This is a genomic window from Streptomyces sp. SJL17-4, from assembly GCF_036826855.1.
Taxonomy (GTDB): Bacteria; Actinomycetota; Actinomycetes; order Streptomycetales; family Streptomycetaceae; genus Streptomyces.
This window is the reverse complement of the sequence record NZ_CP104578.1, coordinates 8,183,834-8,195,711: the sequence shown is the minus strand read 5'-3', so window position 1 is coordinate 8,195,711 and position 11,878 is coordinate 8,183,834. Positions and strand designations below refer to the sequence as shown.

12 protein-coding genes and 1 pseudogene are annotated in these 11,878 nt (G+C 71.8%); 2 read left to right on the top strand and 11 right to left on the bottom strand.

What is annotated here, in order from left to right:
* Window positions 1-12: 12 nt before the first annotated feature.
* Window positions 13-213, bottom strand: coding sequence for a hypothetical protein (locus N5875_RS36795; RefSeq protein ID WP_338498708.1), 201 nt, complete (start codon window positions 211-213; stop codon window positions 13-15).
* A gap of 106 nt (window positions 214-319) precedes the next feature.
* Window positions 320-478, bottom strand: a pseudogene (locus N5875_RS36790) (hypothetical protein); the annotation flags it as partial.
* Window positions 479-781: 303 nt separating this feature from the next.
* Here N5875_RS36790 and N5875_RS36785 point away from each other — a divergent pair.
* Together N5875_RS36785 and N5875_RS36780 are read left to right on the top strand one after the other, a co-directional pair.
* Window positions 782-1,981, top strand: coding sequence for a S8 family serine peptidase (locus N5875_RS36785; protein ID WP_318211775.1), 1,200 nt, complete (start codon window positions 782-784; stop codon window positions 1,979-1,981).
* A gap of 115 nt (window positions 1,982-2,096) precedes the next feature.
* Window positions 2,097-2,927, top strand: a complete 831-nt coding sequence (locus tag N5875_RS36780) for a DUF2071 domain-containing protein (protein WP_338498704.1) — start codon at window positions 2,097-2,099, stop codon at window positions 2,925-2,927.
* Window positions 2,928-2,940: 13 nt separating this feature from the next.
* Here the strand turns inward: N5875_RS36780 and N5875_RS36775 are convergent, their stop codons facing one another.
* The 9 genes from N5875_RS36775 to N5875_RS36735 all read right to left on the bottom strand — a co-directional run bounded on the left by N5875_RS36775 (window position 2,941) and on the right by N5875_RS36735 (window position 11,836).
* Window positions 2,941-3,402, bottom strand: coding sequence for an SRPBCC family protein (locus N5875_RS36775; protein ID WP_318211773.1), 462 nt, complete (start codon window positions 3,400-3,402; stop codon window positions 2,941-2,943).
* A gap of 102 nt (window positions 3,403-3,504) precedes the next feature.
* Window positions 3,505-4,407 (bottom strand): amidohydrolase family protein, encoded by a 903-nt coding sequence (locus tag N5875_RS36770; RefSeq protein WP_318211772.1) that lies wholly within the window; start codon window positions 4,405-4,407, stop codon window positions 3,505-3,507.
* Window positions 4,404-4,715 carry an L-rhamnose mutarotase gene (locus tag N5875_RS36765; RefSeq protein ID WP_318211771.1) on the bottom strand — a complete coding sequence of 104 codons (312 nt, stop codon included), beginning with the start codon at window positions 4,713-4,715 and terminating at the stop codon, window positions 4,404-4,406. Before N5875_RS36765 ends, N5875_RS36770 begins: the two co-directional genes overlap by 4 nt.
* Entirely contained in the window at window positions 4,712-5,827 is a 1,116-nt protein-coding gene (locus N5875_RS36760) for an aldo/keto reductase (RefSeq protein WP_338498702.1), read from the bottom strand. Before N5875_RS36760 ends, N5875_RS36765 begins: the two co-directional genes overlap by 4 nt.
* A complete protein-coding gene (locus N5875_RS36755) occupies window positions 5,824-6,585 on the bottom strand; it encodes an SDR family oxidoreductase (RefSeq protein ID WP_338498701.1) in 762 nt (253 codons plus the stop codon). The genes N5875_RS36760 and N5875_RS36755 overlap by 4 nt, the downstream gene beginning before the upstream one ends.
* Complete coding sequence (locus N5875_RS36750; RefSeq protein WP_318211863.1) at window positions 6,582-7,910, bottom strand: enolase C-terminal domain-like protein; 1,329 nt, start codon at window positions 7,908-7,910, stop codon at window positions 6,582-6,584. The genes N5875_RS36755 and N5875_RS36750 overlap by 4 nt, the downstream gene beginning before the upstream one ends.
* Window positions 7,911-8,200: 290 nt before the next feature.
* Complete coding sequence (locus N5875_RS36745) at window positions 8,201-8,872, bottom strand: FCD domain-containing protein (protein ID WP_318211768.1); 672 nt, start codon at window positions 8,870-8,872, stop codon at window positions 8,201-8,203.
* A gap of 121 nt (window positions 8,873-8,993) precedes the next feature.
* Window positions 8,994-10,454 carry a polysaccharide lyase 6 family protein gene (locus N5875_RS36740; RefSeq protein ID WP_338498699.1) on the bottom strand — a complete coding sequence of 487 codons (1,461 nt, stop codon included), beginning with the start codon at window positions 10,452-10,454 and terminating at the stop codon, window positions 8,994-8,996.
* Window positions 10,455-10,498: 44 nt separating this feature from the next.
* The gene (locus N5875_RS36735; protein ID WP_318211766.1) at window positions 10,499-11,836 is read right to left on the bottom strand and encodes an alpha-L-fucosidase; all 1,338 of its coding nucleotides are present in this window, start codon (window positions 11,834-11,836) and stop codon (window positions 10,499-10,501) included.
* Between the last annotated feature and the right edge of the window lie 42 nt (window positions 11,837-11,878).

Below are 11,878 nucleotides of genomic sequence, written 5' to 3'. Positions count from 1 at the left end.
TCGTCGCGGCGGTCAGCCGAGGTGTACGGACAGCCCGCACAGGCCCATGCCCGTGCGGGCGGCGGTGCGCCAGACGCGGAGGGGGCCGTCGAGGACGCTCTCCTCGCCGGTCGAGTAGTCCAGCCAGTCCTGGGCTTCGGCGGCGGCGCGTTCCGCCGGGGTGAAGGTGAAGGCGCGCTCGACGTGCGGCAGGCTCGCGGCGGCCTGTAACACCGTGCCTCTCCCGGCGCTCGCCGCACTCGTCGGAGGTCGCACCACATGGCTCACCCGCCCTCGGTGGTGTCGGGGGCGGGTGAGCCGTGCGGCGGGGGCGAGGGGCCTACTTGGCGAGCTTGCCGTTCGCCGTGACGGCGAACCACGTGCCGCCGACGCCCCGGCCGTTGGTGTCGCCGGGGGTCTTGTCGCCGGTGAACCAGTAGAGGGGCCGGCAGTCGATCGTGAGCTGCTTCGTGCCGTCCGAGCGGGTGAAGGTGATCAGTTCAGGTCGTCGCGGATGATCTTGCCGAGTTTCTCCTCGTCGCGGCCGCAGTCGACGGCGAAGGAGCCCGGTCCGCGCGTCCCGGCCACGCCCGCACGGACAGGTCGGCCGAACGTGACCATTTCACGGAGGAGTTGGCCAGGTGGCGTGTGTGACATGGAGGCGGTGCGGAGAGCTGATTAAGAAACCTTGCTGAAAAAGGTCTTACCCCTGGTTCGCCCTTGATTTGCTCCTGCCAATCCGAACAGGGTTCTCTCGAACGTTTGACGCCCCACACGTCAACACGAGGAGAGACCCACTTTCATGGCAACTCACAAGCGATCCCACGGACTTCGCAACGCGGCCATAGCCACAGGTACGGCTGCCGCTGCCGCCGCAGCGCTGTTCGCGGGCAATCTCGCCGGGGCCGCCACCCCGGCCGAGGGCACCGTCCACGGACTCGGTGCCCCGGGCGCCGTCGACGGCAGCTTCGTCGTCATCCTCGACGCATCCGCGAACAAGGGCGACCTCGCCAAGAAGTACGGCGGCAAGCTCGTCCGCTCCTACGGCTCCGAGGTCAACGGCTTCTCGGCGTCCGGTCTGTCCGTCGACGAGGCCAAGCGCCTCGCCGCCGACCCCGCGGTCGGGACCGTCGTGCAGAACAAGCGGTTCAGCATCAAGGAGACGCAGGAACAGCCCCCGTCCTGGGGCCTGGACCGGATCGACCAGGCCGACACGGCCGGCGACCAGAAGTACACCTACCCCGACAACGGCGGGGAGGGCGTGACCGCGTACGTCATCGACACCGGCGTCCGCATCTCGCACCAGGACTTCGGCGGCCGGGCGACCCACGGCTTCGACGCCGTGGACAACGACGACAGCGCCGACGACGGCAACGGCCACGGCACCCACGTGGCGGGCACCATCGCCGGCACCGCCCACGGAGTCGCCAAGAAGGCCAAGGTCGTGGCCGTCCGCGTCCTGGACGACAACGGCTCCGGCACCACCGAGCAGGTCGTGGCCGGCATCGACTGGGTGACCAAGAACCACTCCGGGCCCTCGGTCGCGAACATGAGCCTCGGCGGCGGCGCCGACGAGGCCCTGGACGCGGCGGTCCAGCGGGCCATCGCCTCCGGCGTGACCTTCGCGGTGGCAGCCGGCAACGAGTCCTCCGACGCCGGACAGGGCTCGCCCTCCCGGGTGCCGGAGGCGCTCACCGTCGCGTCCAGCACCAAGGGCGACGAGCAGTCGGAGTTCTCGAACTTCGGCTCCGTGGTGGACCTGTACGCGCCCGGCTCGGAGATCACCTCGGCCTGGAACGACAGCGACACCGGCGTCAAGACGATCTCCGGAACGTCGATGGCCAGCCCGCACGTGGCGGGCGCCGCGGCCCTCTACCTGGCGGCCAACCCGTCGGCGACGCCGGCCGACACGGCCACCGCGCTGACCGGGGCGGCCACCCCGGACGCCATCAAGAACGCGACCGCCGGCACCGCGAACAAGCTCCTCAAGGTGACGCCGTAACAGCACACGCACGACACGCCGGGGCCGTTCCCGCCCCCGGTGAGCAGTGAAGAGGTGGCCCTCCACACACCCGTGGAGGGCCACCTCCTTCGCTTCGGTGCCCGATACTGCTGGGATGCCGCAGACGCCGCCCGCCGCGCTCCCCGAGCCGATATCGGCCGAACCGCCGCACCGCCCGGACCGCACCCTGCTCACCCAGTCCTGGCTCGACCTGGCGTTCCTGCACTGGGCCGTGGACCCCGCCGACGTGGCCCCGCTGCTGCCCGTCGGCACCGTGCCCGACACACACGACGGCCTCACCTACGTGGGCCTGGTCGCCTTCCGCATGCACCGGGTCGGCTGGTTCCGGCTCCCCGGGATCCCGTATCTCGGGACCTTCCCCGAGACCAACGTGCGGCTCTACTCCGTGGACGCCCACGGGCGCCGTGGCGTCGTCTTCCGCTCCCTCGACGCGTCCCGCCTGATCCCGGTGACCATCGGACGGTGGGCGTTCCGGATCCCGTACGTCTGGTCCAGGATGAGCGTCCGGAACGACGGCTCCACCGTGACGTACACCAGCAGCCGTCGCTGGCCCGGCCCCCGCGGGGCGCGCAGCGCGATCAGTGTGGAGGTCGGCGAGCCGGTGGCGGAGCCCACCGCGCTCGAACACTTCCTGACCGCACGCTGGGGCATGCACAGCTCGTTCCGCGGGCAGCCGCTCTACCTCCCGAACACCCATCCGCGCTGGCCCCTGCACCGCGCCCGGCTGCTCGACTGCGACGAGACGCTGCTCACCGCAGCCGGTCTGGAGCAGCCGCCCGGTCCGCCCGTGAGCGTGCTCTACTCGCCGGGCGTGCCGGTCCGCTTCAGTGCCCCGCCGCGGGATCCGCGGGTCGTGTCGATCCCGCGTCAGAGGGACGGCGACGGGGACGCGGACGGCGACAGGGACAGGGACGGGGACGGGTAGTTCGTCCGTGGTCTCAGCGCCGCGGGGCGATCCCCGCCTCCGCCGCCGCCTTGATCCGGGCGCCGAAGCCGTCGGCGTCCTTGCGGGCGGCCGAGAGCGCCAGGCCCGCGAAGAGTCTGCCCAGGCCGTGGCCTTCGAGGACGTTGTAGATCCGGACCTGGGTCCGGCCGTCGGTGAGCGGTTCCAGGTCGTAGCCGCCCTCACTCGCCGTGATGATGTTCTTCGACACCTCGGCCCAGCGGAGCTTCACGGGGGCTTCGCAGGCGGTGATGCGGAACTCCCTGGCGGTCTTCATCCCGGCGTCCTTGACGGTGCTCCGGAAGACGGTGCCCACGGCGGTCGGGGCGTCCGGGACCCGCTCGATCCTGAGTACCCGGGGGCTGAACTCCGGATCGTTGCGCCCGTCGGCGAGAAAGGCGAACACCTCCTCCACCGGCCGGTCGACCTCGAACGTCGCTTCGAACTGTCCTGCCATGGGGCACCCCAGATCGGTCGAGCGGCGCCCCCGCCCGCGCCTGCGGCGACGAGGCGTTCACCCTCGCCGTACCACCGCCACTGTCGTAGCGGCATCACGACCCTATGTGACCGCCGGGTGGCCCGCCCGGCGAGCGGCGTGCTCTCCCAGTCGGTACGTCTCCACCGCCGTGCTTCCGAGGACCGCCGCCCGCTCCCCGGGGCTCAGCGCCGCCGTGAGCTCCCTCGCGGTCGCGAGCGTCCGGCCGTACGACGCCGCCAGGGTGCACACCGGCCAGTCGGAACCGAACATGAGGCGGCTCGGGCCGAACGCGCCGAGCAGGACGTCGGTGTACGGCCGCAGGTCCCGCACCGTCCAGCTGTGCCAGTCGGCCTCGGTGTGCAGGCCGGAGAGCTTGCCGACGGTGTTCGGCAGGGCCCCGAAGGCGCGCAGTCGGGCCGCCCAGGGTTCGAGGTCTCCGCTCGCGACGGGCGGTTTCGCCGCGTGGTCGAGCACGAAGGTCAGTCCCGGCAGCTCTCTCGCGACCCTCGTCGCGGCCGGAAGCTGGTGCGGGACGATCACCAGGTCGTACGCGAGCCCCGCGTCGGCCACCGCGGTGAGGCCGCGGCGGACATCGGGGCGGAGCAGCCAGGCGGGGTCCGGTTCCGACTGGACCTGGTGCCGGATGCCCACGAGGTGCGCGCCGCCCGGCAGGGCGAGCAGCGCGGCCAGGGTGTCGGCGACGTCGGGCGCCGTCAGGTCCGTCCAGCCGACGACGCCGGCGATCAGGTCGCTGTCTCGGGCGATGGCCAGCATCTCGGGTGTCTCGTCGGCGACGGTGACCGTCTGGACGAGGACGGTGGCCGTCACCCCCGCGGCGGCGGTCTCGGCGCTCAGGTCGCGCTCGGTGAAGGTGCGGCGCAGGGGGGCGAGCGCGGGTCCGGTGATCCAGTCCTGGTCGCGTACGGAGAGGTCCCAGAGGTGGTGGTGCGCGTCGACGACGAGGGGCCGATAGGTGGTGTTCACAGCTGCCACACCACGGGCAGCCCGGCGTCCGCGCCGTCGCCGGAGTAGTCGTGGACGACCTCGAGGAGTTCGGCCATCCGGGCCTGCCACTCCACGTTGACGGGCAGTGTCCCGAGCTCGGCGAGGAGGTGGGCGTAGTCCTCGCAGTCGAGCAGATGGAAGAGGTCGGTGCCGCTGCGCCAGATCGTCCAGGACGTGCAGCCGGCCGCCCGGATCGCGCGGGTCAGCTCGGCGGGGACGTCGCGGTGCGCCTCTTCGTACGCGGCGACGCGGTCCGCGCGGACCCGGGTGTGCAGAGCAATTCTCATGGGTTCGCTCCAGCTCCAGAGGTGCGCAGCTCGTTCCAGAGGGCCTCGGGTATCTCGCGGGCCAGCATGTCGGCGGCGTCCGTGGCCTCCGCCGCGCTGCGCAGGCCGAGGAGGACGCCCGCCACGGCGGGATGGCGCAGCGGGAAGCGGGCCGCCGCGGCCCTCAGGGGCACGCCGTGGCGCTCGCAGATCTCCCGCAGCCGGAGGGCCCTGGCCAGGGTTTCCGGCGGGGCCGCCGCGTAGTCGTACGTGGCGCCGGGACGTGGATCCGCCAGGAGGCCCGAGTTGAACACTCCTCCGGCGACGACCGACACGCCACGGCGGTGCGCGGCCGGCAGCAGTTCGGTCAGGCCGCTCCGGTCGAGCAGGGTGTAGCGGCCGGCGAGCAGGACGACGTCGATGTCGGTCTCGGTGACGAAGCGGGTGGGGAGCGCGGTCTGGTTCATGCCCACGCCGATGGCGCGGACGACACCCTCGGTCCGCAGGCGTTCCAGGGCGGGGTACGCCTCGCGGAGTGCCTGGTCGGCATGGTCGTCGGGGTCGTGCAGGTACACGATGTCGACGCGGTCGAGCCCGAGGCGCTCCAGGCTCGCTTCGAGGCCGCGCCGGATGCCGTCCGCCCCGAAGTCCCAGACCCTGCGGTGTGTGGCGGGTACCGCGAAGCCGTTGGCGAGGTCGTCGCCGGTCGCATCGGGGTCGGGAACGAGGAGGCGGCCGATCTTCGTGGAGACGGTGTACGTGTCCCGGGGCCGGTCCCGCAGGAAGGCGCCGAGGCGTCGTTCGGAGAGGCCGAGGCCGTAGTGGGGTGCGGTGTCGAAGGAGCGGATGCCCCGGTCCCAGGCGGTCGTGAGGGTGCGGTGCGCGTCCTCGTCGGTGACGGCGCTGTAGAGGTTGCCGATGCCGGCCGCGCCGAAGGCGAGGCGGGTCGTCCAGGCGGTGGTCCGGCCGAGGGGGACGCGCGGGAAGGTGAGGCGGGTGGGGTCGGCGGAGCGTTCGTCCGCGGCGCGTGTGGCCCCGGCCCGCTCGTCCGCCGCTCTCTCCTTCGGCGTCCGCTCGTCCGCGGCCCGTTCTTCCGCCGCCCGCTTCGCCGCCGTCCGTTCGTCCGCGCTCATGTGCCCGCCGACCGGAGTCGGAGTCCCGCCATGCCGCCGTCGACGGCGAGGGCGGTGCCCGTCACCGAGGCGGCGGCCGGGGACGCGAGGTAGACGACGGCCGCCGCGACCTCGTCGGCGCCGACGAGCCGCCCGGTGGGCTGACGGGCGCTGAGTGCGGCGCGTTCGGCCGCCGGGTCCGAGGCGGCGTCGAGCAGGCGGGCGACCCACGGGGTGTCCACGGTCCCGGGGTTGACGCAGTTGACCCGGATGCCCTCCCGGACATGGTCGGCGGCCATCGCGAGGGTCAGGGAGAGGACCGCCCCCTTGCTCGCCGAGTAGAGCGCCCGCTGCGGCATGCCCGCGGTGGCGGCGATGGAGCAGATGTTGACGACGGCGGCGTGCTCCGAGCGGCGCAGGTGGGGCAGGGCGGCGCGGGTGGTGCGGACGACGCCGAGGAGGTTGACGTCGAGGACACGGTGCCACTGGTCGTCGGGGTTGTCCTCGACGGTGCCGGCGGCGCCGATGCCGGCGTTGTTGACGAGGATGTCGATTCCGCCGAGCGTGGCGGCGGCCGCCGCGACGGCTTCGCGTACCGAGGTGTCGTCGGCGACGTCAGCGCGGAGGGCGGTGAGTGTGTCGGTTGTGGCCGCCGGTTCGAGGTCGAGGACGGCGACGGCGGCGCCCTGTGCGTCAAGGAGGCGGGCGACGGCGAGTCCGATGCCGGAGGCGCCGCCGGTGACGACGGCCCGGAGCCCGGCGAGCGGGGAGGGGTTCACGCGGTCACCTCCGCGGTGGCTTCGTCGGCGAGCGCTCCCGCCAGGTCGGCGGCCCAGAACGTGCCGTGGGGGTAGGCGAACGTGGCAAGGGAGGCCTCGTGCATGTCGGCCGAGAAGCCGGGGGCGAGGGGCGCCGTGTAGGCGCCCTCGCGTATGACGGCCGGGTGGGCGAAGTGCTCGTGCAGATGGTCGACGAACTCGATGACCCGGTCCTCGGTGGTTCCGCTGAGGGCCACGAAGTCGAACATCGCGAGGTGCTGGACCAGTTCGCACAGTCCGACGCCGCCGGCGTGCGGGCAGACGGGGACCCCGAACTTGGCGGCGAGGAGCAGTATGGCGAGGTTCTCGTTCACGCCGCCGACCCGGGCCGCGTCGAGCTGGACGATGTCCACGGCGTTCGCCTGGAGAAGCTGCTTGAAGACGATGCGGTTCTGCACGTGCTCGCCCGTCGCCACCTTGACGGGGGCGACGGCCGCCCGTATGCGCGCGTGCCCGAGGATGTCGTCCGGGCTGGTCGGCTCCTCGATCCAGTAGGGGTCGAATGCGGCGAGCGCCCGTGTCCACTCGATGGCCTCGGTGACGCTCCACCGCTGGTTGGCGTCGACCGCCAGGCGGACCTCGGCGCCGACGGCGGCGCGGGCGGCGCGGCAGCGTCGGACGTCGTCCGCGAGGTCGGCGCCGACCTTCAGCTTGATCTGGGTGAAGCCGGCGGCCACCGCTTCCTTGGCGAGTCGGGTCAGTTTCTCGTCGGAGTAGCCGAGCCAGCCGGGCGATGTCGTGTAGGCGGGGTAGCCCCGGGCCCGCAGGACGTTCTCGCGCTCGGCCCGTCCGTCCTTGCCCCGCCGCAGGAGGTCCAGGGCCTCCTCGGGGGTGAGGGCGTCGGTGATGTAGCGGAAGTCGACCTGCGAGACGAGCCACTCGGGGTCGGCGTCGGCCAGGAGCTTCCACAGCGGCTTGCGCCGGCGCTTGGCGGCCAGGTCCCACACGGCGTTGACCACGGCCCCGACGGCCATGTGCATGACCCCCTTCTCGGGGCCGAGCCAGCGGAGCTGGCTGTCGCCGATCAGCGCACGGCTGACGAGCCCGGGGTCGGCGCAGAGGTCTTCCACGGACCGGCCGACGACGTGGGCGCGCAGTGCTTCGATCGCCGCGACCTGGACATCGTTGCCACGCCCGATGGTGAACGTGAAGCCGTGTCCCGTGGGGCCGTCGGGTTCGTTCGTACGCAGGACGAGGTAGGCCGCGGAGTAGTCGGGGTCCGGGTTCATGGCGTCGGACCCGTCGAGTTGGCGGGAGGTCGGGAAGCGGATGTCGTAGGTGTCCATCGCGATGACCCGCGTGATGTCAGTGGACAACGGGGTTCCTTTCACACCTGGGCTGCTTGCTCGGTGTTCGGCTTCGTCTGCCCGGCCGACACGGCGCAGCCCCAACCATCAGCACAGATCGGGTGATTGGCCTGCTGAGCGAGAACGATACGGCGGTCGCGAGAGGTGGGGCAAGTAGACATCGGATGTTTCTCGGGCCTTGAGAACACCCTCACGAAGGGCGCACGACAACGGGCGCGCACTCCCCTGGGAACGCGCGCCCGTTGTCGTACATCAGCGGAGGCAGCGGGTCACAGCACGCTGTCGAGCCAGCGGACGACGTTGGAGATGTGAATGGTCGCCCAGGCCTCGGCCGTTCGCGCGTCGCGTGCGGCGAGGGCGTCCAGGATCGCCCGGTGCTCCGACAGGGTCCGGGCCACGGCCGTCTCCTCGGTGATGCCGCGCCACAGCCGCGCCCGTACGGTGGCCCCGGAGATGCTGTCGAGGAGCGAGCACAGCAGGGGAATCCCGGACGCGGCAGCGATGCGCCGGTGGAACTCCAGGTCGCTGGCGACGAGTTCGTCCAGGCTCGGTGCGTCACCGAGCCGGTCGAGAAGCTCCCCGAGCTCCCTGATCTCCTCCTCGGGGATGCGCTCCGCCGCCAGCGCGGTCGCCGCCGGCTCCAGGATGCCCCGTACCTTCAGGGCCTGGAGCGCCTGGTCGTCCTGGTGGAAGTCCAGGACGAACGACACCGCTTCGAGCAGCAGCGGCGGTTCGAGGCTGGAGACGTACGTACCGTCGCCCTGCCGTACGTCGAGGATGTTCAGCAGGGACAGCGCCTTCACGGCCTCCCGCAGGGAATTGCGCGACAGGCCCAGTTCGGCGGCGAGGTCCGCCTCCTTGGGCAGCCGGTCCCCCGGGCGCAGCGCACCGGAGACGATCATCTCCTTGATCTTGCCGATCGCCTCGTCCGTAACCGCCAAGGCGTCCTCCTGTGCAAGGCCGAATACATCGGATGTGTCTGCTGGTCGCCAGCCTACTGCAGGGTGGCGCGGTGCCGACGGGGCACGTACGGCGGACCGGCTGCCCTTCCCCTCCTGCCCGTCAGCGGGCGTTCGGCCCCACGTCCGCGGGGGTCAGCGGCCGGCGGATCGGCGCGGCCGTCGTGTACTCGTCGGCGCCGACGTCGCGCACGCTGCCGCGCGCGTGACCGTCGATGTCATGGGTGACGGGCGCCGGGGAGAGGGTGGCCGCACCGATCGCCCGGCTGGTGCTCGACAGGCGGAAGACCCCGTCGGAGCCCCGTACCAGGCGGGGATCGGCCCGTACGAATCCGCCGGCGGGGATGTTCCCGTCGGCCGCCGCGCCGAACAGGATGTTGCTCTGCCAGATGAAGCGGACCGTGGTCGCCATCTCGACCAGGCTGCCGGTCCGCCCGACCAGCAGGTTGTCGGCGATGGTGACGTCGCGGGGTTCGTGGGGGCGGTGGCTCTCGCCCGAGAGCGCGCCGCCCGCGTTGTCGAGGAGGGTGTTGTGGGCGATGAGGACGCGGTCGGGTGCGTCGTTGCCCCGGCGGGCCTCGGCCGACTCGCCGGGGACGTGATCGCGTGCCGTGCCGCTGCCGATCACCATCGCGCGCCCGCTCAGACCGGCCAGGTAGTTGTTGACGATGACGTGGTCGTTGCCGTAGATCCGTATGCCCTCCTCGCCGCCGATGAGGTGATTGCTGTCGACGAGGGTGCGGTTGCCGTGGCGCAGGACGATGCCGCCGAGGCTGTCGCGGATGGTGTTGTGGCGGATGACGTTGTCGGAGCTCTTGACCGAGATGGCCTCGGGGTCGCCGTCGGCCCGCTCGAACAGGTTGTACTCGACGAGCGCGTGCGCGCTGGACAGGGCGCGGGGGCTGACACCGAGGCGGATCGGTTCGCCGCCGTTGGCACCCGTGAAGGCGTGGTCGGAGAAATGGTTGCGGTGGATGTGGACGCCCTGCGCCATGGCCTCGCTGCCCGGGCCCTCGACGCCGAGGAAGATGCCGAGCGTGGTCTTGCCGTGGAAGTGGTTGCGGTCGATCACGGCCTCGTCGCCGCGCACCATGACCCAGTGCAGGCCCTCGATGTCCGCGAGCTGGAAGTCGTTGCGGGTGAGCCGGATGTACGTGCAGCCCGGCGGGATCTCCAGGGTGGTGCTCTGGCGGAAGGAGAAGCCGCTCACGGTGACGTCGCTGGACGCGTCGAAGACGAAGCTCCGCTCGCCGCGCAGTACGGCGCCACCCCGTGACGCGGCGACGATGGTGATCGGCGCGGTGCGGGAGCCGTGCTTGCCGGTGATGGTGAGGGGCTTGGCGGAGGGGACGGTGTAGGTGCCGTTCGCGAGGACGATGCGGGTGCCCGGTCCCGCCGCGTCGATCGCGTCCTGGAGTTCGTCCAGGGAGCCGACGTCGACGGTGGGCCCCAGCGGGCGCGCGGGCTTGCGCCGGGCGGCGTTCGCGTATGCCGGGCCGGAGAGGGGCAGGACGGCGGCTGCCGCCCCTGCCGCGGTGCCGGTGAGGAACGTGCGTCGTTGCATGGTGCCTCCGTGATCGGTCGGATGAGGGGTGCGCGTACGGCTTGTCACATCGAGGCGCCGGGCCCGGAGGGGTCCGTCAGGTGCAGCTCGATGACGGGTACGGGTGTGTCGGGCCGCCGCACCGGGAGCCGGAGCGTGAGGGTGCCGGCGGGCTGGCCGCCCATCTGGGTGTTCATGGCCGGGCGGTCGGGGTCGAGCGGCTCCTGGACGATCTCCGAGGCGTCGTTCAGGAGTTGGGCGTACCGCACCCGGCCGGCGAGGCCGGGCAGGTGCAGATGGCGCAGCGGCCAGGAGAAGAGGTGGACGTAGAGGCGGTCGCCGCGCTGGGTGTACCGGCAGTCGGCGGGCGGGGTGTACGGGGAGGGGCCGCAGCCGCGTACGGACCGTTCGTGCAGGTCGGTCCAGCGGCCGATCTCGGCGAGGGCGGCGGTGTCGCGCGGGTCCAGGTCGCCGCGGCCGGTGGGGCCGACGTTCAGCAGGAGGTTGCCGCCCTTGGAGACGCCGTCGACGAGCATCCGGATGAGCAGGTCGGGGCTCTTGTGGTCGAGGTTGTCGCGGTCGTAGCCCCAGCTTCCGTTGAGGGTCTGGCACGCCTCCCACAGCACCGGGCGGCCGTCGACGGTCATCGGGGCGGACGGCTGGTACTGCTCGGGCGTGACGAAGTCCCCTGGGAGGCCGGCCCGGTCGTTGACCAGGATGTGCGGCTGGAGCTCGCGGACCATCGCCATGAGCCGCGGGGAGTCCCAGTCGTCGGGGCCCTTGCCGCCCCACCACTCGCGGCCCGCGTAGGAGAAGTCGAAGAAGAGGTAGTCGACGCGTCCGTACTCCGTGAGCAGTTCGCGGACCTGGCCGTGCAGATACTCCTGGTACTCCCGGATGTCGCGGTCCGCCGCCGCGGCCTTGAACTCCTCGTCGTCGCGCCGCGGGTGCGTTCCGTCGACGGGGAACGACGGGTGGTGCCAGTCGATCAGGGAGTGGTAGAAGCCGACCTTGAGGCCTTCGGCGCGGCACGCCTCGACGAACGGTCCGACCAGGTCGCGGCCGTGGGGCGTCTTCGTGACCTTGTAGTCGGTGAGCCGGCTGTCCCAGAGGCAGAAGCCGTCGTGGTGTTTGGTGGTCAGGACGACGTACCGCATGCCGGCGGCCTTCGCGGTCCTCGCCCACCGGACCGGGTCGTAGCGGTCGGGGTCGAAGTGGTCGAAGTACACCTGGTACCGCTCGTCCGTCATCTTCTCCCGGGTCTTCACCCACTCGTGGCGCGCGGCGAGGGAGTAGAGGCCCCAGTGGACGAACATGCCGAAGCGGTCGTGGGTGAACCAGGTCGTGTCGGGCGAAGGGGTCGACGGGTGGTCGGCGTCGGCGCTGCTGCTGGTGGTGGTCATGGGGGCATCGTTCCTGTGCGATCGGGAGGGGCGGATGGTTCG

Excerpts from the sequence above, each read along its gene's own strand:
- N5875_RS36735 (WP_318211766.1), bottom strand. The coding sequence starts at position 11,836 with ATGACCACCACCAGCAGCAGCGCCGACGCCGACCACCCGTCGACCCCT.
- N5875_RS36740 (WP_338498699.1), bottom strand. The coding sequence starts at position 10,454 with ATGCAACGACGCACGTTCCTCACCGGCACCGCGGCAGGGGCGGCAGCC.
- N5875_RS36775 (WP_318211773.1), bottom strand. The coding sequence starts at position 3,402 with ATGGCAGGACAGTTCGAAGCGACGTTCGAGGTCGACCGGCCGGTGGAG.
- N5875_RS36765 (WP_318211771.1), bottom strand. The coding sequence starts at position 4,715 with ATGAGAATTGCTCTGCACACCCGGGTCCGCGCGGACCGCGTCGCCGCG.
- N5875_RS36760 (WP_338498702.1), bottom strand. The coding sequence starts at position 5,827 with ATGAGCGCGGACGAACGGACGGCGGCGAAGCGGGCGGCGGAAGAACGG.
- N5875_RS36780 (WP_338498704.1), top strand. The coding sequence starts at position 2,097 with ATGCCGCAGACGCCGCCCGCCGCGCTCCCCGAGCCGATATCGGCCGAA.
- N5875_RS36750 (WP_318211863.1), bottom strand. The coding sequence starts at position 7,910 with ATGGACACCTACGACATCCGCTTCCCGACCTCCCGCCAACTCGACGGG.
- N5875_RS36785 (WP_318211775.1), top strand. The coding sequence starts at position 782 with ATGGCAACTCACAAGCGATCCCACGGACTTCGCAACGCGGCCATAGCC.